The sequence below is a fragment of the Spirochaeta lutea genome (assembly GCF_000758165.1).
In the GTDB taxonomy this organism is placed as follows: domain Bacteria; phylum Spirochaetota; class Spirochaetia; order DSM-27196; family Salinispiraceae; genus Spirochaeta_D; species Spirochaeta_D lutea.
Genome location: NZ_JNUP01000045.1, coordinates 19,756 through 43,424 on the forward strand (window position 1 = coordinate 19,756; position 23,669 = coordinate 43,424).

Sequence of the window (23,669 nt, forward strand, 5' to 3'; positions counted from 1 at the left end):
CCGTCCTACTGTATCACCGTCAGAACCCCGCCGGTTCTTCCGAACACCTCGGGTTCGTCCATGAGTTCGGCCTGAATGGGTGCGGTAGGATAGATTCCCGGTGTAACGGCCCGGAATAGGAACCCTACCGTCTGGCTGCCCTCGTAGACCGAGCCGAAATAGAAATGCACCTCTCCATCGTAGATCCGTTTTACCGGCTGGATGGCATATCGCCACCAACCTCCAGCGCCAAGTCCCATGTAGCCTTCTTCGGTGTAGGTTTGGCTGTCTCCGTAGGCGGTTTCCCTGGTCCACTCCCGGGTATCGACTCCCCCGTCGGCAGCATATTCCCCGGTGGTGGTAAGGCTGCTGTCCAGGACCTCTGCCCCGCTGGGCAACGGAATCCGCAGGGCCAGATTGTAGTAGCGGCTGGTAGTCTCCAGGGTGGTATTCAACCGGTAGGTCTTGCCCCGGACCAGATCCTTCCAGTCCACCGGGGTTCCATCGAGATCTTCAACCCAGGCGCTCACCCCGATGCCCTCATCCCTGGGCGGAATAACCTCATCGGGCAGTGCATAGGTGAGGGTTGCTGCATAATGAACCGGAGGATCATCCTCCTGAGAATACAAGTTTAGGGGAAGCAGGGTGTTCCTGGGAACCTCTCCCAGAGGCCCCTCAAACAGATCGTATTTCTTCTCCAAGGGCGGATCCAGGAGGGAGAGTTCTTGATCTTCCAGGAGGGTGATTTCACCGATTTCCGCAGTGATCCGGGCGGTGCTGGTACCCTGCCCTTCCTGGACCTCATCTTCAGGGGAGAGTTGGGGCCGGGGTGCCAGGGTTGTGAGCACCCACAGTAGGTCCTCTCTGGATCGCCACTGTCCGCTGCCAACCTCCTGAACCATGGTGTGGGCGATGCGGTCCAGATGATCGGCGCCGGTACCCAGGTATTGAATAAGCCGGTAGAGCAGACCCAACCGCCGGGCCGGAGCGTCGAAATAACTTCGGGATTCGTAGGTTTCACGGAAGTCTGCCCCCCGGGGGCTGATGGTAACGAAGTTCATCATGCGCCGGTACGCCGTATTGGCGATGTCTGAGGAACCGGCATTGGAATCACCCTGAAGAACCGAAAGGGCAATAAATCCGAGACCGTCCATCCCCAACTCGTCGCCCAGGCCGAGCAGATTCTGGGCGGAGGATACATCAGGCTCATGGAGAACCGAGCGGCAGTACAGGGCGTGGGCGCGGAAGGAAGGTGAATTGTCCTCATCCTGAACATAGCTGTCCAGACGATTCACTAATTTTGGCAGGTTCTGGGACAGGGTTTCGAGGTCATACCCCCTCAGGGCCGCCTCGGATAGGAACGATGCAACACGTAAGGTGGTTGTAATGCTGCTGGTTTCGTACCGGTGGATGTGGTCAACAAACTCCACGAATCCCCCGTCCTGGTGTTGAGAAACCTTCAAGTCCCGGAGGAAGCGCTGAATCTGCTCCGCCGACTTGGGTGTTCTTCCCGTTAGGGATTCCAACCCCTGACCCAAGACCAGAGAGGGCGTCATGCTCAGCACCCGGGACGAGACATTCTGATGCCAGAGCCCGTCCAAGTCGGCCACGGCCTTTGAAATCTGGTAAAGCCGGGTGCCGTGAACCTGAAGACGGAACTCCCCGAACCCTCGGGCCGCATTGCTGGGCAGGGCAACAGCCTCGGATGCCTGGCCCTGAAGGCTGCCGAAGACACTCACGGTTTCCGGGGTAAGGGGCCGTTCAACCCTGAGAGTGGTTCGCAATCGATCCTGAAAGCCCTTGGGCTGGGATGCACTGGAATCGCCGTCGGCGGGGTTGCCGGGGTTCTGGGCGTTCATCGAAACCGCTTCCAGGGTGAAGATAAGGTCCGAGGTTCCTTCAGCCATAGCTGCAACCTGGTATGAGAATTCCCGGGATTCTCCGGCTGCCAGGGCGGCGGTAACCCCGTCGGGGGAATCCAGGGCAATACTATTCCCCTCCAGGGATAGATCCACGGTGATCTCTTGGACCTCCCCGGTTAGATTGGTCACTACCACACCGGTTCTTGCGGTGTCCCGCTCCCGAAGAAGCCGGGGCAGGCTTGCCCGCATGGTAACCGGATTGGTAACCAGGACCTCGTCCTCCCTGAGCGCAAAGGTATCATCCTTCACCCCCACCGCGGTAAGGCGGTAGGTGGTCAGGCTGTCCGGGAGATCGAAGGAAACCCGGATCCTTCCTTGGCTGTCGCTGACCAGGTAGGGCTCGAAGAAGGCAGTTGGGCGGAAATCCTTCCGTTCTTCGAGCTTATCATCCCCGGAGTCGCCCCCCTGGAGATTCTTCACCTCATAGGTAACCGGATCCATGAGAATAGACCGGGAGTCTGCACCGCGTCCGCCCAGGGGGAACCGAGAGGGGTCGTAAAAGAAAGCCACCGGATCCGGTACCCGGTAATCAATGAGATCCACCACTCCCCGGTCAACCGCCATGAGGGTTACCTCGGCACCGGCCAGAGGCTCACCATTCTTACGCACCAGCAACTCGATTTCCGCCTGCTCTCCCGGTTGGTAACTCGGCTGGCTGGGATTGATTTCGATATCAAACCGCCGGGGTTCTGGATTTACAAACAGGGCAACGGCTCCGAAATACCCCTTGGGCTTACCCAGGTCGGGTTCAAAATAACTCTTCGGGGTCTCCTGGCGCTGGCTTGTGCTGCTGATGGTGAGGTAGATAACCGGCAGGTGGGCTTCGGTAATAGGGATTTCCAGGACCTGCTGGCTTCCCTGGAGGGTAATGAAGGAATGTTCCTGGATACCCTCCCGTTCCAGGGTCATGAGGTAGGTGCCCTGGGGCAGGGGTGTTTGAAGAAAAACTCGGGCTGTATCACCCACATGGTACTCCTGCCGGTCGGGAAGCAGCTGAATTGCCTGGGCGTCATTCCCCCACCAACGGGTGTAGGTTGCCCCGGATACATAGAGACTCATCTGGGTTAATACCGGCCTGCTCTGAGAATCTCTTCCCCGGAGGCTTATCATGTAGCTTCCCGAGTCCTCCAGCTTCAGGGATAGATGCCCCTGGCCCCGGGAGAAGTTCATGGACCTGCTATCCACCACCTCTTCTTTCCGCTCGTACCGGGTATTGAGTCTGCCGTTTACCCCCTGCTGCTGTACCATCTTCCAGGAGATTCGGGAAACCTCCAGGGTAAAGGAATCATCATCACCCGGGAAATCGACAGCCACCTCGCCGTCGGGGGTCACAAGGGCTGATTCTATTTCCAAGGTTTCACCGGCCTGGATAAAATATCCGCCCCAGTAGCTGGCTGAACGCCCCTTGAGCCCCAGGGCCGCATACACCGAGGCGGGATGGGCAACAAAACTCTCCCGTCCGGCCAACTCCTGGCTCGCCGCGTCCTGAACCCTGGCTTCTAACCGGTATTGAAGGGCCATGCCGGGGGCGGCGCCTTGGGACGAGGTTACAACCTCCTCCACCGCCCTGCCCGCTCCGTCCAGATTGCCGCTTCCGTGCCGGACGACACCACCCCCGGTGAATCCATCCTGGGGCCCGAATACATAGCCATCCCACCGGTTACCCGGGGGATAGTACATCACCGGTGTACGGGTAATATCGAAGCTGTACCCGGCCCCGGCCATGGCTCCCCCGGAAAGCAGGTCGGCGCTGATCCCGAATCCCGCCTTATCTCCCACAATCACCTCTAGTGCCGGGGGGCTCACCTCCACCTGAAAGGCGGCTCTGCGGAAAAACGCAATCTGAATGGGTACACGCTCCCGGTCATAGGTTCCCGATCCGCTTCTGGAATACTCGAGGTAGTAGAGGCCGGGTTCTATATCCTCATCGATGAGCGCAGTGCCGTAGAACCCCCCGTTTTTCGTGGTTCGTCCTTGACTGCTGTACAGCGGCGTCTGGACCCGCCAATCGCTGGACACCAGTTTCAGGCTGTAGCCGCCCTGATAGGCATGGTAGGTTCCCAGAATCTGATCCCGGTCGATTCCCCGGAATGTCAGGGTTTCCCCGGGCTTGTACAGTCCTCGATCGCTGAAGAGGAAGGTTGCCCTGGTATTGTCTTCGGCGTCCTGGGGACTCACTGTGCTCCGGATTCCCTGTGCCCAAAGATTGTGACTGTTGTTGGGTTTAAACTCCACCCGATCCTGGTCTTTTTCCACCCTGACAATGATGTCTTCTCTGCCGTATCGATCGGTGTAACGCCGGCTGAATTCCCCAGCCTCCAGGGGGATAACCGCCAATCCGTTCTGATCGGTGGTGGAGACATTTCCAAAATTGTTATTCCGATTTGAATTGATGAGGGATACCTCTGCACCACTTACCGGCTGGTTGTCGGTAAGGCTCCGAACCCAGACCAGGGCCTGATTATAGGCATAGCGTAGGGTCAGTCCCAGATCCGTAACCTGGATGGTCAGGTCGTTTTTCGCCCACCGGGGCCGTTTGCCGTTTTGGGGCTCGGCAAAGTTCCAGCTGACCCCCACCCATCCGGTGCCGGATTCATTGAGGTAGGGAGTGAGGTCTTTTACATCGAACCACCGGGTGTTTTCGGGAATCTCGGAAAAATCGTAGGGTTCAAGACTGTCTTCGGTAAATACATTGAAAGGACTAGAAATGGGGCCGATCCTCCAGAGACCGGATTCCATGTTCTGATGTTCGAAGATGATTTTCGGTGCAAACTGTGCCTCCAACATGCGCACCCCACGATCCGGGAAATAATAGAACCGGGCAGCCCGGGGTATCTCCACGGTGAGCTGCTGTTCCTCACCCAGCGTCCGGCCGTAAACATCCCGTATCCCGGCATCAAGGGTGATCCGGTAGGTGGATTCATATTCCACCGGGAGATTATTCAGCCGGATCATGTTTCGAAATACCTGGGTATGCTCCGCCAGATCCTGGACTTCCAGATCCACCTTGATGCGGCCATCCACCGATTCCCGATCTATATCGTGGGTGAACTCAATAAAAATCGGGTTGCTGTCCCCGTCTTCGCTCTTCGGGAAGGCGTAGCTCTGGGCCTTATGCTCCTGGTATGCGAAGGGTGTAAGGCTATGAAACATGAACACCTGATCTTCCAGGGTTGGCATGTACTCTGGGAAGGCGGTGGCTCCGGTCTGCAGGGTAATGCTGACGGGAGAATTTTCTGGAAGATCTTCCTCCAAGGTGACCAAGATACTCCGGCTGCGGAGATTCTCATCCCCGCCGACCTGCTCCAGGGTGGGGTGTTTGGTGGAGAAGGAGATTTGGCGGGTGCCAGGGGCATCAAAATCCACCTGTAAAAAAGATTGAATATGTACCGGGTCGATGGGTCCGTTGAATAGGAGGGTGAATGTCCGCTGATCCATGGGGATCTGCTCGGGGTCGATCGTCTGGCCCGGATTCCCCGGGTAGGCGGCCGCAATGGAAAGCCGCTCTTTGAATATCTGGAAGGAGAATTCTTCGCTGCCGCTATCCAGGGCGGTTCCTCCCAGACTGACGGCCCGGGGGTTCACCCTGATTTCCATGGGCTGCTGGCCCTGGAGGGGAGCATCGGGTTGGAAGGTAATGGTCCGTGACCCGTACCATCGATACACTCCCGGGATCGGAGGATCAATGATCATTACATCGCTGCTGGTCATGACCTCACCCAGCTTCCCCAGACTGATCATGGGATGGCTGAAGGTCAAAAATATGCGGGGTCGGCGGTTTTCGGCGGGAATCTCCCCCACGGGTCCCCAATCCAGGATCGTAAGGGGGCCGGGGAGCTCATGGATATCTCCCAGGGCCGTATCTGCCCCAGCAGTACCCGACGGTCCGTCATAATAGGTTATACCGCCCTCGACAAATCCCCAAGAGCTCCAGGCGCCTTCTGAGGAAGGATGGAGATCGGAAAGCGGTTCCAGCCCGGAACCCCGGGTTGTCGGATCATCACCGCCGCCAGACATTCCGGAACCAGGATCCTCGCCCCCGCAGCCAAGGATGGTAATTACCATAAGAACGGTTAATACCAGGACGCTCCTGATCCCTGAAGGTTTGCTTCTTACACCCATCATACAAATACCCCTTTTCTCACTCCCGCCCCCGGCGGGTTGTCTACCTAGTCCTGATTAACTCGGATCTGTTCGTACAGCTGCATCCTGGGAGGAATAGCCTAGGACCAGCCCGGGAAAGGGAGGGCCCCGGTGGTTCTCCGGGATTTAAGATCATGGGTAGCGATGGTTCATACTCCTCCCACGGAACTACAGGTCTTCTCCTGCCTCGCTTCGAAGAAGTATAGCATCTATCCGCGGTGCTGGTAGTAAATCTCTTCTATGGCCGGGCGGTTTTCCAAGAACTGATCCACCAAGAAGGGATCAAAATGTAATCCCTTCTGGGATTCTATAAATTGGTAGGCTTTCTCCAGTGGCCAGGCATCTTTGTAGGGGCGTTCGCTGGTCAGTGCGTCGAACACATCAGCTATGGCCACAATTCGGCCGGCCAGGGGTATGGCAGATTCCTTGAGCTTATTGGGGTACCCGGATCCGTCCCAGCGTTCGTGATGGGTTTCAATGATTTCCACCGCGGTAGTCAAAAAATGCTGGGATAGGTACTGTCCAAGATTTGTATTGAGTTCCTGCAGAATGGCAGTACCCATAGGGACGTGGGTTTCCATTATCCGGCGTTCCTCAGGGGTAAATCCGCCCTGCTTGAAGAGGACTGCATCGGGTATCCCAATCTTCCCCAAATCGTGAAGGGGTGCGAACCAGAAAATTTCCCGGACCTTGCGTTGGGTTACTTCATATCCGGTTTTAATTGTACCCCGGCGGGTGTGCTCGTTTAATCCCTTGGCAAGAACATGGGAATAGTTGCTCATCCGTATTATGTGGGCACTGGTTTCATCGTCCTTCTTCTCCATGGTCCTCACAAAGGCACCGGCGGTTTGGGCCAGGATGAGTTGGACGATGTAGTGATGGTACACATAGTTTTTAATAATCACAAAAAAGCGCTGAACCAGGGCGACATGCTCCTGGGTATAGGCTCCGGGTTTATCTGCATTAATGAATACAAATCCTACGCAGCGGGAGTTGAAAACCAGGGGCAGGGTCAGGCTCGAGCGGTATCCTTCCTGAATAATAAGCTCGGTGGCGGGACTGGGAAATTCCTCTTGGCGCTGAATGAGATCGTTAATGATCCGAGGTTTCTGGGTGGTGACCAGTTCCGATAACGAGGTTTCTTGGAGAGACTGGGTGAACCCGGCATTCAGAAGGGGCGGCCCCAGGATGGAGACGGCGTTCTCCGCAACAATACTACCCGAAGTATCCACAAATGCCAGTGCGAGGCGGCCGCAGGGGACCCATTGGGCGATGGCTACCTGCAACGATTCCAGTAGTTCATCAAGGTTTTTCGCATTGTATCCCGAATCAATAAGGCTGGAATTGAGTTCCATCTCTTGGAAAATCCGCCCCACCCCATCATCCAGCAGCCGTTCTTCGGCCCAAACCGGTTTCGGTTGATCCTTCAGGGGTGCGATACTGCCGTTTTTGAACTCTTTAAACTGGGCCGCATTTTTCAGGGACTCCAAAGACCCCTTCAACCGACCCAGAAAGCGAATCTGATCCCGGTATTCCCCTTGAATTCTCATCCAAAGGATGATGGTCATTCCGCCAAGGAATATCAGAATAATAACCGCAGCTAAAATTCCCTGCTGGTTTCTACTATAGAGCTGATCGTTTAAGGCCGTTGCCCAGGTGCGCAGGGCGGTTCTTGCCTGTTCAAAGGTTGGTATACCCATGGTCTCCAAGGGATTGGAAAACCCACGTATGGCGCTGCATTGGAAGTCGCGAATTTCATCGATAAAACGGTAGTACTCCTGGTTATACTCCCCGGCCTGTTCGAAGGAGGACAGGCGGACCACCAGGGCATTGATGTCCCTCACATCTTGGCGTATGGCCAGGGAACGGTCTTGAATTCCCACAGCAACAAACAAGAGACCCAATGATCCTGCAAGAATGAGAACCAGAAACACTGTTAAGACAATTACATTATCCCGAATTCTGTCGACCTTTTTCGGTAGTTCCCGCGTACTTGTATTTTTATATTTCACAACAAGGATATCCTAGGCTAGGCCAGGTCAAAAATCAATATCCTCCCGGGATATTCCAATACCTTGAGGCTCGTTCAACATACATAGTTCGCAAAAGGTTGTAACATTACATCCCGGCAACACCACCCATGGGTGGACTTACTGGCTACTCCACTATATCTGGTGTCGTTTACAACCTTTTGCGCACTGCATTCAACATACCCTTTTTACACGAGCTACACGCCGGCAAAAAAATGTATCTCATTTATTTGAAATGAGTTACTGTTTTGCTATCATTGCAAAATCGGCGCACCCTGGGCTCACCTGATAGCTTCCGCTGTTCGAACAATCCCGTTATCGCTTTTTGCGAAGCCGGACCATCCTGGTTCGTAATACCTCCGCCCACCGGTAGAGGGCATACACCACCGGCCGGTACACCCGGTCCCAGGTTCCGGGATACACCACCATCTCCCCTTTGAATCCGGTTTTAAACTGGTAGAGACCGTACATGGGATGTTCTGGGTCCGGACTCGGAGGTATCCCGAAGAGGTCGTACTCATCGCATCCTGCCGCCTTTGCATCCTGAATCGCCCGCCATTGCAGGGCGTAGGCAGGCATAAGATTCCGCTTCAGATTGCTGCTTGCTCCATACAGGTAGGTGGCCCTCCGGTTCCAGAACACCACAATAATGCCCGCCAGCACATCACCCTCATGCTCAGCAAGATACAGGGCGATACCCGGGTTTTTGCCTTCCGGTGGTTCGGTCCCGGTATTCCCGGAAGAATCCCCGGTGCCGGGTGCCTCGGGATGCCCAGGGGCCGATCCCCTACCTGGGCGCTGGATACCCCCGGTGCCGGGCGCCTCGGGATGCCCAGGGACCGATCCCCTACCCGGGTGCTGGATACCCCCGGTGCCGGGTGCCTCGGAGAACAGCTCGAATAGTTGGGTATAGTAGTCCCTGCTATGGATGGTGATCCCGTCCCGCAGGGCAGTTTCCCGGTATAGTTCATACCAGGTTTCCAGATCTTTTTTTGCAGAAGTCCGGCGAACCACTACCCCCTTGCGCCGGGAAAGACGGATATTGTAGCGGTGTTTGGTCTTCATCCGGGCAATGATGGTATCTTCATCCTCCTCCAGATTGAGGATGATCGTCTGGGGGGGCTGGATATCGGCCTCACCCTTTACCAGGCCGGGGCATACCGCCTTTTCATCGTCGCCCTTTCCCCAGGCCAGACGAACGGGCCAATCCGGATCGAATCGCAGGGCCATACACCCCCGGGGCAGCAGGGACCGGATCGCCCGACCCAGATCTCTCAGAATGAACGAGCCGATATCGGATTCACTGGCTAACAGCTCTCGCAGCTCCAGGCCTATCCACCGTGGAAATTCTGCTTCAGTCTCTCCGGCTGCCTGGCCCGATGGATCCGGTTCTTTCCGCCCTCCGGGACCCATCTCCGACTCTCGGACTGCCAGGGTATCGGAATCCTCAGAACCGCTGCCTGGGGCCTCAGGGTCCGCCTCCTCTGGCTGGTACTCGAGATATTTCCTGTAGGTAGCAATAATCCCTTGAATATCCGACCACGCGGGACCATGGGGAACGTAACCGATGCTGATTCCCCCGGGCATGGACCGGACCAGGACGAGAAGAGAATGCTCCACCCCGCAGCCCCACCGGCATACCAGAAACCGGCTTGACCACCCGAACCGGCCCTTGTGCCGGGCCCATAGGGGACTCTGAAGCAGGTTCGGACCTGAGAACGAATCCGGGCAGGCACCGGGCTCATCACCCTCTCCGGGGGCTCCGGCTTTTCTCACCGAGCCTCCCCCGGGGACGCCAGGCCCCCTCACAGAGCCGTCTACAGATGATCCGGGGCCTATTCCCGAGCCCTCTTCGGAGATTCCGGCGCCTATTCCGGCATCGTCCCCGGCGCAAAGAAATACCTCCAGGCATGCCCACCGGGAAAACCAACGATACTGCTCTTCAATCCCGGGGATAATTCCCCTCCAACCTCCAAAGGTATCCGATAATCTGGACCGCAACCCGTATACTGGCATCCTTATCCTATTCTTCCCTGGGGAACCACCGGAGATGCTAGGGTCCTGCCAGCAGCTGCGAGTCCCTTGCCCCCTACGGTTACCACACCGTCCCGGGCCTCCAGGGGAATATCGAAAAAGGTATCAATATCTATCTGGGTAAGCTCATCCCCGGGCTCCCCGTCCTGGGTGGAAACCACAACCCGGGTGCCCGGCTCCGCCCAGGGTGCCTCGATAACACTCACTACCTCGCCCTCACCCTCGGGACGGCTGGCAGCCAACAGCATTCCGTGGCTCTTAACCCCCCGGAGTTTGGCAGCCTTCAGATTAGAAACCAGGATGATATGCTTCCCCAGAAGCTCATCCACGGTGTAGTGGGGAACCAGACCGGATACAATGGTCCGTTCCTGGCCGCTGCCGTCATCCAGGGTCTCGATGTACAGCTTGTCCGCTTCCGGATGCTGCTCAACTCCGGTTATCACCGCCACTCTGAGGTCAACACGCTTGGTGAAGCGCTGATCCAGGGTCAGGTCCTTATCCTCCAGGGCAATCTTCTCCGCCTTGGTTAACTTCTTCGGCTGCTCCTGGGTGTCTGTAGAATCTGTCATGGGTTTTCCCTTCTGCTTTTTTTTATTCTTAGGTGATTGTAATGCCACTGCATCCCCTGGGGCATGGGAGGACTTCTCAGCAGTCTTGGCGTCCCGGGCAGCCCGCTCAGCCTGGGAACCGCTGAAGCGCTCGCGTAACCCGGAGATCTGATCGTCATCCAGCTGCTTAAAGAGGATCTCCGCCTCCCCCAGAAGGGTGATACCCCGGGGCAGACCGGCCTCGTGCCAATCCTCGGTGGGGCATCCCAGGAATCCGCTGATCCGCTGGCTTGTCTCCGGCAAATAGGGCCGGATGAAGATTGCCAGATCCCGAACCAAGTACACCAGGTTCGCCATGATACGCCGGGCGCGGTCAGGATCGTTAGTACGCAGCTTCCAGGGCTCATTCTCCTGGAACACCTTGTTCCCGAAGTCCGCAAGATCGAAAATAGCCCGCAGACCGTCCCGGAGCTCCGCCCACTCCAGATGCTTCTCGATGGTCTCCTTATGGCTCTTAATGGTATCCCAGAACTTGCGGTTTTCCGGATCATCCAAATCTACAGAATCAACCTGACCTCCGAAGAACCGCTTTTGAAAACTCAGGGTCCTATTTACCAGGTTTGCCAGGTTACCGATCAGTTCCTTGTTTACCTTGTCCTGGAAATCTTTCCAGGTAAATACATAGTCGCTGGTTTCGGGACGGTTGTAGAAGATATAAAACCGCCATACATCTGCGGGAATACCGGTATCCTGGACATCGTTCCCAAACACCCCGATTCCCTTGCTCTTGGAGAATTTTCCGCTTTCGTAGTTCAGATATTCGGAGCTGGACATGTGATGAAGCATGGTCCATTCTTCCCCGGTGGCCAGCAGGCTAGAGGGGAAAATAACCGTATGAAAGGGGATGTTATCCTTCCCTATGAATTGAAAGAGCTCCACCTCCTTGGGGTTCTTCCACCACTGCTGCCACTGATCGGTCAACTCTGCGGTAATTGACACGTACCCGATGGGGGCGTCAAACCATACATAGAAGACCTTATCCTCAAATCCCTCCAAGGGTACTGGAATTCCCCATTTTAGATCCCGGGTAATGGCCCGCTCCTTTAATCCGTCGCGGATCCATGCCTGGGTCATTTGAATTGCGTTCCGTGCCCACTGTCCCTCCACGGAGGCCTTGCCCATCCATTCTTGTAAGAGGGGCAGCACCTTGGGAAGATCCAGGTACAAATGGGTCGTCTCCCGGAGAACCGGGGTGGTGTTATCCAAGATGCTCTTGGGCTCGATGAGCTCCGAAGGGTCCAGCAATTTCCCACAATCCTCACACTGGTCGCCCCGGGCATCCTGATATCCGCAGTGGGGGCAGGTTCCCCGGACATACCGGTCTGCCAGGAACATATCCGAGGCTTCGGAGTACAGCTGTTTAATGGTGTGTTGGTTGATATACCCTGCCTGATACACCTTGGAGAATATATCCTGGACGATCCGGGTCTGGTATTCTGTACTCGTCCTGCCAAAATGATCAAACTGGATGTTGAACCAGGAATAAATATCCCGGTGAACGGTATGGTAGCGGTCGCAAAGCTCCCTGGGGCTTACACCCTCCTCCCGGGCCTTGGTCTCGGTGGCGGTTCCATATTCATCGGTCCCGCAGACATAAAGGGTTTCATAACCCATTTGCCGGCAGTACCGGGCAAATACATCAGCGGAAAGCACTTGAATGAGGTTCCCCAGGTGGGGAATATTATTCACATAGGGTAAGGCGGAGGTAACCAATCGTTTCTTCATATCCAGGTACATTACCTGCCCCCCAACCCCCTGTCAAGCTTCAGGAGGTTTTGCCCGAGTCCCTGGCTTCCCTTTTTACCGGGTGGTCAGATGATTTCGAATATTCCTCACCCGAGGGTGTATACTACAGAGAAGTCCAACCGCCTGCCATGTCAAACCGGGTTTCTTGACGACGGGGTGTCCGGTAGGTATGTTGGTATAAGGAATAGGAGGAATCATGTCGGATAACGTCAAAAACATGTTTCCCCAGGGTATGCCGAAAATCAGCCCCAAACTAATCATTCTGGTAATTGTAGTCGTCCTGATAGCGGGCGTCGCAATGACAAGTTTTTTTGTCGTCGACCAGACTGAAGAGGCTGTGGTACTACGCTTGGGAAGATACAACCGAACCGTCGGACCGGGGCTTCAGTGGAAGTGGCCCCTGGGATTGGAAAAAAATCTCAATGTGGAGACCCAGATCATTAAGAATATGGAATTCGGATTCCGCAGAACCACAGGGGTATCAACTTCCAGGGACTTCGTTGAAGAATCTATAATGTTGACGGGTGACCTAAATATCGTGGATGTAGAATGGATCATCCAGTACCGGATATCTGACCCCTATCAATGGTTATTCAACCTGGAGGATCAGGAGCGTACTATCCGGGATATCAGCCAATCGGTCTTGAATCAGTTGGTAGGCGACAGAGCCATTCTCAATATTTTAGGTAGCTCCCGGGAAGAAATTGAAATCGGGAGTCAGGATTTATTGAATCAGTATTTCGAAAATTACGGTTTAGGCGTGAATGTCACCGCTGTTAGACTGCAAAATATTGTGCCACCCGTTGGCCGGGTCCAGGACGCGTTTGAAGATGTGAACAAAGCAATCCAGGATATGAACCGGTTGATAAACGAGGGAAGAGAGGCCATTAACCGGGAAATCCCCAGAGCACGAGGCCAGGCTCAACAGGAAATTCAGATTGCCCAGGGGTACGCAACCGAACGTATCAACCGGGCGCAGGGGGATGTGGCGCGTTTTAATGCCGTTCTGGAAGAGTATGAGGATGATCCGGAAACCACCCGGGATCGCTTGTATTACGAAGCAATGGAAGAGGTCTTCTCCGGCCAGGAGGGAATTCGGCTCATAGACCGAAATCTGGATAATGTTCTACCTCTCTTCAACCTCAATAACCAGGGAGGCGTCCAATGAAAAAGACACTTATAGTTCTTGGCGTACTTGTGGTCCTGGTAGTAATCATATTATTAGCCGGTCCCTTTTATATTGTTCATGAGGGTGAGCAAGCTGTTGTAGTAAGACTCGGTCGTATCGTTGATGTTGAGACCGAAGCGGGGCTTAAATTCAAGACGCCCTTTATAGATAATGTGGTTACCTACTCAGCGAAAATTTTATCCTGGGATGGGGATGCAAAGCGTATGCCCACTGCTGAGCAGCAATTCATATGGGTTGATACCACAGCTCGCTGGCGGATTGAGGATCCACGAAAATTCTACACCACCATCAATACCATGAATGCTGCCGCAAACCGTCTGGATGGGATCATTGACAGTGCTGTACGAACAATAATTTCTAGAAACAGCATTGAGGAGGCTGTTAGAAACTCCAATATCATCAACGAAGTAACCGTCATTGATGAAATAACCCAGTCCACTGGACAGGATATTGACGAGGCAGAGATTGAGGAAAACCTTGACCTAATAAGCGAGGATGAGACCCAAAAGACTGTAGAAATAGGCCGGCTCGCCCTCTCCAACCGCATGCTGGAAGCAGCCCAAGCCACCGTTGACGACTTCGGCATCGAGCTCATCGACGTGGTTATCCGGCAAATCCGGTACAGCGACGACCTGACGGAATCGGTGTACGAACGGATGATTACCGAACGGAATCGTATCGCCCAGTTTTACCGCGCCTTGGGCGAAGGTCAGAAACAGCGACTGTTAGGGGAACTGGAAAACCAAAAGCGGAGTATCCTGTCCGAGGCCTATCGCCAGGCTGAGGAAATCAAGGGTAGCGCTGATGCCCAGGCGGCTCAGATTTACTCCCAATCCTACAGTCAGAATACAGGGTTCTTTAACTTCTGGCGGAGTATCGAAAGTTACCGGCGGACCATCCCCGGCTTTGAGAAGGTGCTCTCCACCGAGCTGGATTATTTCCAGTACCTGGATAGCCCTCAAGGAAGATAGGATCTAAAACAGATAGATCATCACCGCACCCCCGGAATCCCGGGGGTGTTTTTTTTGGGGGGGAGGCATGGTTACATCGAAGCCAGAATGGGAAGGATTGTCAGATCGTGAACCGAGGGATTGTCACATCCGTGAGTTGGGAGCCCCAGGGTCCGTCCTGCATAGGTATCAGCCCGTCCCTACTAGAGCCGGGAGCGCACCCTTCGATCCAAGGCCTCCAGACGTTCACCCAAGCCGCGAAATCCCCTTGAAGAAGGCAAAGTGGATTGGGACAACCCACAGGCCTCATGAAGCCTGTCATACCAGGAGAGGTAGTCCTCCCGATATTTCTTGAAGGCAAACTTCCGTAAGCTGGCCACCAGCAGCTTGTGGAGTTTCGTTTGGTGGGATTTTGGCACGGGAGCCGTCGATGTTTCGAAACCCTGGAGAACCGTAAAAATGAGTTCGACCCGGGTACGGTAGTCTTCCACCAGGAGGGACTCGAGCAGCGCGATTACCGGATCTGCAGTTTCGTCCTCCAAAAGCACCTGGGCGGCAATCCGGGGATGCTGAAATGCGCATTGTCCCGGCATGATGATCTTCCGCTCAGCCAGCCAGGTATCAATACCGCGGCTACGGATCTGCTCAGGATCAAACACCGCCCGTACAATCCGATCTACCCTCCTGCGGCGGGCAAGATCCTCCAAGCCTGCCACCTGTACCCGGCCGGTTTTACCCTGGGTGTCTACTACAAGAACGAGCTCATGGTTGTTCACCGAGCGCCGGGGGCTCTGCCGTCCGCCCCGGTAGGTTGTGTAGGGCTGAACGGCGGTTTGCACTGAGCCGTACCGAGAAAGCAGCCCCAGGAGGGTATCCTGGGGGATGACCCCCTCGGTATTGTAGCTGAGAACGATGAACCGGCAGTCCAGGGCTTCCAATAGACGGTGCATGGCCTGGTAGGCCCGGGGACGTGAACAGTAATCCGACCGGGTAGCGATCCAATCACCCCGGATCCCCGCCTTCTGAATCAATTCTCCCCGAGCATCCAGGGTCAGGGGTGCCGGGGGCTGGTCCCAGAGGACGATACTGTTCAGCATGAAGTAGTTGGAGCCGTACTGGTGGATGTTATATGGCGGATCCAGGTAGGCAATATCTACCCTGCCAGCCTGTTCGGCGGCTGCCACGGCATCAACCCCGGTAACCACGTGCAGCCCCCGGGTCTCCGGGCGGTTGATCAGTACCGGATCCTCCAGTTCCATAGGGGACATGATCCGGGAAAGGGCATCCCTGCCCAGGCCGCCGAATCCCCGGTGGTAGGCCTTAAATAACCCCGAGGTGTTCGCGTGGGTGGCTGCCTCGTAGAGCAGCAGTGCGAGTAACAAATCCTGGGTCAAGGAGTCGTTACCAGGAATCCTGGTCAATATATACTGCCTGGCTGCATCCAGGTACCGGGCGTTCTCCTGGGTGTAGAATAACCGTTCCCTGCCTATCCGGGGATTCTGGGTGTCAAAGGGTGCAAACCACCGCTGAATGTATCCTGGTTGGTCACGCTGTGAGGCATATTGTTTACCCGATTCTTGGGTGTATAACTGATTAATATGTTCCCGGATGCGGCTGAATTCCGGTTCGTGGTCTGCCTTATGATCGGCATCGTAGTACAGGTATGCCCGGCAGAGAACCTGCGCGTAGGGCTCCCAATCGTTGGCATAAACCGCCATCCCCATCATTTTCGCTAACCGTGCTACCGATCCGGTTCCGGCGAAGGGATCCAGAAACCGAAGGGGAGGAAGCTTCCCGGAACCAGGGGTAGAAGGACGTGGCCGGGAGGAGTGCAGCTCCGAGAGTAGCTGGGAAAACACCTCTTCCAAAAAGGGCAGCAGCCGGCGTTTGTTACCGATGTAGGCCGGAAGCTGATTGGTGAGGTAGGATGATTCTAACGGGGTTGCCTTCACTGATACCGATCCCTTTACTCCTCATGCTTGCGCGAGGTACCGCCAATTGGTACACTTCGCAAAATGAACACTCCGAGGGTATCAGCTTTATTCCAGAACTGCAATTCCGCAGTATTCAGCAGCAGGGCCAATCCGCATGTTACCGGAATCAGCTACGACAGCCGAACGGTAGAGCCGGGTTTTCTCTTTTTTGCAATTCCCGGGGTGCACACCGACGGTCACCGCTTCATTCCCCAGGCTATCAACGCAGGTGCTGCAGCCATCTTCCATAACCGCCCTCAGGCAGAACTCCTTGACCAGCTTTCTTCACAGATTAACCGGGCGAGACTGTCATCGGTGCTGTTTATCCAGGTTGAGGATGTAAGAAGGACGATGGCGGAGGTAAGCGCAGAGTTTTACCGCAGGCCCCAGGATACCCTTTCCCTCATCGGTGTAACCGGGACCGATGGAAAGAGCACCACAGTCTCCCTCATTTACCAACTTCTCAGCCTCCTGGGAGAACAGGCCGGTTTTATATCTACCGTTGCCATGGGGATAAACCAGCAGCTCCAGGAAAATCCCCTGCGTCAATCAACCCCTGAATCACCGGAGATTTTTTCGCTTCTTAATGACATGGTTTCCCAGGGATGCGCCCATGCTGTCATTGAAAGCACCAGTCACGGACTATCAGAGAAAACCAGGCGCCTGCACGGAATCCGTTTTACCACAGGGGTGTTCACAAACATTTCCCATGAACACCTGGAGTTTCACGGAAGCTTCGAGCAGTACCGGTACGATAAAGCCAATCTGTTCCGGTCTCTGGGAACCCGTTCCCGTCCCCCGGAACCTCCGCAACCCGCCGACCGCCCTGGCAGCGGAATCATCAACGCCCAGAGCCACCATGCCCGATACATGGCCGAGGCCGCAGGTCTTTCTGATCCGGAAACGCGTATTCTCTTTTACGGAATCCACGACCGCATCCCGGAAGAAAACCAGGATCTTCCCCTTTCCTTGCAGGCTCGGGTTACCCAGGCCCTGCCCCAGGGGTCCTGGGTAACCATGGCTTACCCGGAGGCTGGAATCCAACAAGACCGCCGGCTCTGGATTCCCCTGCCGGGTGAGTTTATGGTGGAGAATACCATGGCGGCGGTATTAGCCGTCCATTCCCACCTGGCGATCCCCATCGGTAGAATCCTGGAGGAGGTTCAACACCTTGAAGGGGTGAAGGGCCGGATGCGCCGAGTTGATGAGGGCCAGGATTTTTCGGTTATCATAGATTACGCCCACACACCAGGCAGTTTTGAGACCGTGTTTCCCCTGTTTCGGAAGAGTACCGAAAAGCGTCTTCTCGCATTATTCGGAAGCGGGGGTGAGCGAGATACCGAAAAACGGCCCATCCAGGGAGCTATCGCCGGTACATACGCCGAGGAGCTGTTCCTAACCGATGAGGATCCCCGGCTGGAGGATCCCATGGCCATTATTGATGAGATTGCCCAGGGGGCCCGGGACCTTCAAACCCGTGATCCCCGAGCCAGGGTACAGCATATCCATCGAATCATCGGTAGAGAAGCTGCCATAGAGCAGGCATTCCGCAGCGCCCAGCCCGGGGATTTGGTAGTGCTCCTTGGCAAAGGCCATGAGAGCAGTATAATTACAGCTGACGGTAAAATCCCCTGGGATGAAGAGGCAGTAGCCAGAAGAATTCTCAGGAAACTAATGGGAGAAGGTACATGACCCCCGATGCACCACAACATATGAAGGTACTCATACTTTATGGAGGACGATCCGGAGAACATGAAGTGTCTTGTCTGAGTGCCGCCTCGGTTCTCAGGCATTTAAATCCCCGGAGGTACACACCCCTGCTCTGCGGCATAACCCGGGAAGGCCATTGGTTTCTCCAAGAGGATTCCAGGGTTCAGGCGGTTCTCCAAGGCGCCGATCTCCAGGTTCATCCCGGGGCCGAGGTTAGCATTGTCCCGGCCAAGGGTTTTCAAGCCGGCGGCGCCTTGTTGGACCTAGACATGGTTTTTCCGGTTCTCCACGGAACCTTTGGAGAAGACGGCACGGTACAGGGGCTCTTTGAGATGACCGGTGTCCCCTATGTCGGCAGCGGGGTTCTCGGAAGCTCCCTCGGGATGGACAAGGAAAAGGCCAAACAGGTTTGGCAGTACGAGGGCATCCCCGTGGTACCCTTCCGCAGTTTCGTACCCGAAGACCATCAGGAAGCCCGGGGGGACATCCCGGGAAAAACCCTCCGGCGGCTCTGGCAGGAATGGACCGCGGCCCTACAGGTGCCCCTCTTTGTTAAACCGGCCCGGGCAGGTTCCTCGGTGGGCATCACCAAGGTGCATTCCTTTCAGGAACTCGCTCCGGCCATGAAAACCGCCCTCTCCTTCGACTCCAAGGTGCTCATCGAAAAAGCGGTAACCGCTAAGGAGATCGAATGCTCGGTGGTCGGAAACCTAGCACCCAGGGCGTTTATACCCGGCGAAGTCGAACCTCACCATGAATTCTACGACTACGAGGCAAAATACATCGATCCTGACGGCGCAGCCCTGATTATTCCAGCCCGGATCCCGGAAAAGGATCAACATCGCATTATGGAGCTTGCGGTTCGGGCGTACCGGGCCTGCGAGGCCCGGGGACTTGCCCGGGTTGACTTTTTCTTTCACGAAGACCGGGGGGAACTCTACCTGAATGAGATCAACACCATGCCGGGATTCACCCACATCAGTATGTTCTCTAAGATGTGCGAAGCTGGCGGATTGGAGTATTCCGCTGTATTGGATGAACTCATTGCCCTAGGCCTCCAAGAATTTACCCGTCGCAACACCCTCCAGTACACCAGGGCATAGATTCGGGTAGTATGAGATGAGGACCACCGTGGTAAAACGATTATTAGCTACCGCCCTAACGTCCTCGTTCCTGGTATTCGGTATCCTGTTCCTAGGAGCCCAAGAAACGAATCTCCCGATGCCTGGCAATACAAGATCCGAAGGATCCCCTGAAGCAGCATCATCCCTGAACAGCGCCAGGCAATCCGAGGTGACCCCGGAGGGGCCGCTCCTGGCTACCCCGGTAGCCTCTCCGGCTGAACAAACCATCCGACAGGTTCTGGCGGATCAGGATCGCATCCGCCAGGGTCTGGACACCCCCCGAAACCACGATGTTCTTACCACCTGGCTCGAAGAAGAGAATATTCCCTTCCGATCCATACCTATTATCGCCCAGGGGCAGTACCATAGTTTTTATTCCAATATCGAAATCACCATCCCGGGCGGGGGGACCATCGGAGCTTCCGGTGGTGCCGGGGCTTCCAGTAGTTCCGGGGCTTCCGGTGGTGCCGGGGCTTCCGGTGGTGCTGACGGGGCTGGTGCTGGGGCTTCCAGTAGTGCCGGTGGTGCCAGCGGGGCGTATCCCCTCCCCACGGATCTCGGGACCGACACTCCCCAGACTCCGGCCCCACCGTCAACCCACGCCCCCTGGTATCAGCAAGGGCCAGAAACACCGGCAAACCCGCCGATTCACATCTACATTCCCTTAGAGGACTCCTCCTCCCGGACCCTGGGTATCTCCAGCGCTCTGGTTCTCATCCTTACCCGCATTCATCCATGGGAGGGCAATTCACCAATCACCTTGAGCTTTCTCGGAGAAATCTGGCCCGATGATAAGGGCCTGGACCATAGCATAAACTCCTACGATCCCCTGAATCCCGGAATCGCCCTGTACGTAAGCAGTTTCGGAATGGCTGACATCGTTAGAATAACCAACGGATCCACGGGACGAGTCAGTCCGGGTTGGTTAGTGAACCACATCCTCAATTCCCTCAAAGGAGGAAATCTCTCTCCGGAAATCAGCAATGTACAAACCCAGCTCTACCGCTCCGGGCTCTCGGAACCCACGGTTATCGACACCCTCCTCGCTGCGGATATCCCTAGCCTAGCCCTGGGCGAACCCGGCCAGGATACGGACCTGGGTACCGCCGGGCGGCTTCTCACCTTGCTCCCGGAAAGCCTGCAGAATCTGCCCCGGGAATTCACCCTGCCCTACCAGGAACACTGGGAACGCCATTATCTGCTCATTCAGTTCGGGTCCCTAACCATCTACCTAGGAGAACTCCGGTACCTGGGTTTGAGTCTTTTAATCCTCACAACCCTGGTGGTATGGATCCAGTACTCCCGGCAGCGAAGACGCCGGTACAGCAGATTGATGCTGAAATCTTGGTGGAACCTGCCCATTTTGTTCGGGATCAGCGTAGTGGTGCTTCTTCTCGGAGGCTTGGTCAGCAGCGGGGTACTTCGGCTTCAGGGTGATTTAACCGGTTGGCGTACCATTCCCCTGGCCTACTTTCTCCTAAAAATCACCACTGCCCTGGGATTGGCTAGCTGGTTCTACCGGGGGGTACAACACACCCCCTTGAGCCACCGGGGAAGCTTCTATTCCGCAGCAGCCGTAGTGAGTCTGTTTCTGGTAGTACTATTTTTTGCCATCCTCAATATGAGCTTTATTTACTACTTCCTCTGGTCTCTGGTATGTACCATGATGTTTGTTACCTCAAAAAATAAATGGTTCAAGCTAATCTGGTTCATTCTATCGCCCTTCTGGCTCATAAAATCCCTCATTGAACTCTTCAGCCTCGGGGCGATTCCGGCGGTGGAGTTGTTAGCTGGAACCAATATACTCGCGGATCTGCTCATATCCTTCGCCCTTATTCCCTACCTGAGCATGCTCATACGCCTAGACTTTCTCTTCCCCCATCCAAGAAAAACAAAACGCCGGCTTCCAATCCGGATTTCTGCCCTTATCCTCACCCTGGCCACCTTCGGGATAATCACCTTGATCCTAAACTTCGATCCCTACCGCCATGAACCGCCCAGCTTGGGTGTGTCTATCACCCGGTATCAGGATGAGGCCGCAGAGGTTACCATAAGCCAGCCGATTCCCCTGCCGGGAGGCGTTCTCAGTCTGGGTTCCCGGGTATTTCCCCTGGGTTCCGCTGAACCCCGGACTATCCGTGTCCAGCTCCCCCTTCCGGAACTAGACTGGCAAACCCAAACCTCTGAGATCCTGGGGCAACAGCGGTACACCGCTGAGCTCTCGTTGCCGGAAAAAACCCGTTCCATCCATGCCCGGGTCGTCACGGCCCTCCGTCCGGTGGTATTCTCCTCCAATTTTCCCTACCGGATAAACAGTCAGGAGAATACCGTTGACCTGTTTATCGGGGACAACCCCCCGGATGATCTAACCATTGAAATCACCCTGCCCAAAAACTCTGAACCCCAGCTACAGCTCCGTCTTCAGGCGGATGAACCCCTGCTTCCCCTGGAACTGGAGGGGCCCCCTGTTCAGCTGCAAATCCGTCAAACCCTCTACCGAGAAGGGCCCCTATGAGTCTGCCTGATTCATGGTTTCATCTGGACATGGACGCGTTTTATGCCGCTGTGGAACAACGGGACAATCCTGCATATGCTGGAAAACCGGTCATTGTTGGAGCCCTTCCGGGCCACCGAGGGGTGGTTTCAACCTGTAGCTACGAGGCACGCACCTACGGCGTTCACTCCGCCATGCCCATTAGCCACGCCTACCGGCTCTGTCCCCAGGGAATCTATGTAATTCCCCGGATGGATTACTATAGCAAGATCTCTCAGCAGATCATGGCCGTATTTGCAGATTTCACCCCACGGATCATCCAGGTTTCCATTGATGAGGCCTTCCTTGACATGAAGGGAGCCGAGCGCCTCTTCGGTCCCCCAGAAGAATCAGCCCTGGCTCTAAAAAAACGGGTTTTTGAGACTGTGGGGCTGACAATATCCGTTGGCGTAGCAACCAACAAACTCATCGCAAAAATGGCATCGGGGTACAAGAAACCCGATGGACTCACCATCGTTCCTCCGGGGGAGGAGCAGGATTTTATCCGGAACCTGGAGATCCGGGACCTCTGGGGTATCGGCAAAAAAACCCAGCAACGGCTATCGGATCTAAACCTCACAACCATCGACCAGCTTCTGCAGATACCTCAACAGAGTTTGACAATCCTCTTCGGTCAGGCAACCGGTCAGTACCTCTACCAGGTTCTCCGGGGAATAGATCCGGGAATCTACGAAGGCCAATCCAAGAGCCATTCCATCAGCAACGAACACACCTATCCCCGGGATATAACCCATCGAGGCACGGTGGAACAGACCCTGCTGGAACTCAGCCATAGCATCCTGTTCCGGCTGCTCGGAGAACAATCCAGATCCCATGTCCTGCAGCTAAAGATACGGTTTGCAGATTTTACCACCAGCACCGCCCAAACCACCCTGGACCACCCCATCCGCTCCTTGGAGGAGACCCACCGTCTGGCCCTGTCGCTCCTCAAAAAACGATGGACGGGCGGTCAGGCCATCCGGCTCATTGGGTTGGGATTTTCCCAGGTAGAACCGGACACCGGTGCCGGCCAGGGAGAACTCTTTGCCCAGGAGGACATGGACATCCGCCGGCATCAGGTAGAAAAGGCGGTTCTGGGAATCCGCTCGAAATTCAACCCTGAGGCCATTCAAAAGGCCAGTCTACTCTCCCCAAAATCACCCAAAACCCCTACACCACCCAAGACCGCAAAGCCTAGTAGGGAATCACCACATCAGCAAAAGGATCGTCCAGATCGTAATCAGGCATCAGGGGGCTAATCATCTGGGCCACACTCTCTAAAAACCACCGGTCATCCTCACTGAAGGCATCCCGAACATGGCTGTCTATATCAATCTCGGCAAGCACCCGGTCTCCCCGGAATACCGGCACAACGATCTCGGATTTCACATGAATACTACAGCTCAGGTAGTTGTCCTGGGCCGCCACATCCTGGATCAAAAACGTTTCTTCGCTTTGAACTGCCTGGCCGCAGATTCCCCGGCCGAAGGGAATGCGGATATGGTCAGTAGGCTCCCCCACAAAGGGCCCTAACACCAGTTCCTTCCGGCTATGAACGGCAAAATACACCCCCACCCAGTTGTAGTACTCCACATGGTGGTGCAGAAACCGACAGACCTGTTCAACCCGTCCCAGGGCATCGGCTTCGGAAGCAGACAACATCTGCCGTATCTGTTGTTCAAGGTTTGTAAAATTCATGACTGGGATTATACAACATCTGCGCATCCC

General features: G+C 55.4%; 12 protein-coding genes. 6 read left to right on the forward strand and 6 right to left on the reverse strand.

The window, feature by feature from the left end; translation table 11 throughout:
- Window positions 1–5: 5 nt before the first annotated feature.
- From DC28_RS04855 to metG, 4 genes are all read right to left on the reverse strand, one after another.
- Window positions 6–6,026 (reverse strand): alpha-2-macroglobulin family protein, encoded by a 6,021-nt coding sequence (locus tag DC28_RS04855; protein ID WP_037546484.1) that lies wholly within the window; start codon window positions 6,024–6,026, stop codon window positions 6–8.
- A 227-nt stretch (window positions 6,027–6,253) separates the two neighbouring features.
- Window positions 6,254–8,056 carry an HD domain-containing phosphohydrolase gene (locus DC28_RS04860; RefSeq protein WP_037546486.1) on the reverse strand — a complete coding sequence of 601 codons (1,803 nt, stop codon included), beginning with the start codon at window positions 8,054–8,056 and terminating at the stop codon, window positions 6,254–6,256.
- Window positions 8,057–8,389: 333 nt separating this feature from the next.
- Entirely contained in the window at window positions 8,390–10,075 is a 1,686-nt protein-coding gene (locus DC28_RS16690) for a lipid II:glycine glycyltransferase FemX (protein WP_238565767.1), read from the reverse strand.
- A 17-nt stretch (window positions 10,076–10,092) separates the two neighbouring features.
- Window positions 10,093–12,441 (reverse strand): methionine--tRNA ligase, encoded by a 2,349-nt coding sequence (metG, locus tag DC28_RS04870; RefSeq protein WP_037546560.1) that lies wholly within the window; start codon window positions 12,439–12,441, stop codon window positions 10,093–10,095.
- 217 nt (window positions 12,442–12,658) lie between these two features.
- Between metG and hflK the strand changes: the two genes are divergently transcribed.
- Both hflK and hflC read left to right on the forward strand, forming a co-directional pair.
- Entirely contained in the window at window positions 12,659–13,630 is a 972-nt protein-coding gene (gene hflK, locus DC28_RS04875) for an FtsH protease activity modulator HflK (protein ID WP_037546487.1), read from the forward strand.
- Window positions 13,627–14,622, forward strand: coding sequence for a protease modulator HflC (gene hflC, locus DC28_RS04880; protein ID WP_037546488.1), 996 nt, complete (start codon window positions 13,627–13,629; stop codon window positions 14,620–14,622). The genes hflK and hflC overlap by 4 nt, the downstream gene beginning before the upstream one ends.
- Window positions 14,623–14,804: 182 nt before the next feature.
- Here the strand turns inward: hflC and DC28_RS04885 are convergent, their stop codons facing one another.
- Entirely contained in the window at window positions 14,805–16,553 is a 1,749-nt protein-coding gene (locus DC28_RS04885; protein ID WP_052078466.1) for a DNA adenine methylase, read from the reverse strand.
- A 63-nt stretch (window positions 16,554–16,616) separates the two neighbouring features.
- On the opposite strand from DC28_RS04885, the gene DC28_RS04890 reads away from it, so the two are divergent.
- Genes DC28_RS04890 through dinB form a run of 4 tightly spaced genes read left to right on the forward strand, consistent with a single transcriptional unit; the run spans window position 16,617 to window position 23,200 of the window.
- Window positions 16,617–18,266: a UDP-N-acetylmuramoyl-L-alanyl-D-glutamate--2,6-diaminopimelate ligase gene (locus DC28_RS04890; RefSeq protein WP_037546490.1), complete on the forward strand. Its 1,650-nt coding sequence runs from the start codon at window positions 16,617–16,619 to the stop codon at window positions 18,264–18,266.
- Window positions 18,263–19,387: a D-alanine--D-alanine ligase family protein gene (locus DC28_RS04895; protein WP_238565768.1), complete on the forward strand. Its 1,125-nt coding sequence runs from the start codon at window positions 18,263–18,265 to the stop codon at window positions 19,385–19,387. Before DC28_RS04890 ends, DC28_RS04895 begins: the two co-directional genes overlap by 4 nt.
- A gap of 28 nt (window positions 19,388–19,415) precedes the next feature.
- On the forward strand, window positions 19,416–21,923 hold the full coding sequence (locus tag DC28_RS04900; RefSeq protein ID WP_156104585.1) for a hypothetical protein: 2,508 nt from the start codon (window positions 19,416–19,418) through the stop codon (window positions 21,921–21,923).
- On the forward strand, window positions 21,920–23,200 hold the full coding sequence (dinB, locus tag DC28_RS04905; RefSeq protein ID WP_063135614.1) for a DNA polymerase IV: 1,281 nt from the start codon (window positions 21,920–21,922) through the stop codon (window positions 23,198–23,200). The genes DC28_RS04900 and dinB overlap by 4 nt, the downstream gene beginning before the upstream one ends.
- Here dinB and DC28_RS04910 read toward each other — a convergent pair.
- A complete protein-coding gene (locus tag DC28_RS04910; RefSeq protein WP_052078467.1) occupies window positions 23,136–23,639 on the reverse strand; it encodes a GAF domain-containing protein in 504 nt (167 codons plus the stop codon). The two genes, dinB and DC28_RS04910, sit on opposite strands and share 65 nt — an antisense overlap.
- Between the last annotated feature and the right edge of the window lie 30 nt (window positions 23,640–23,669).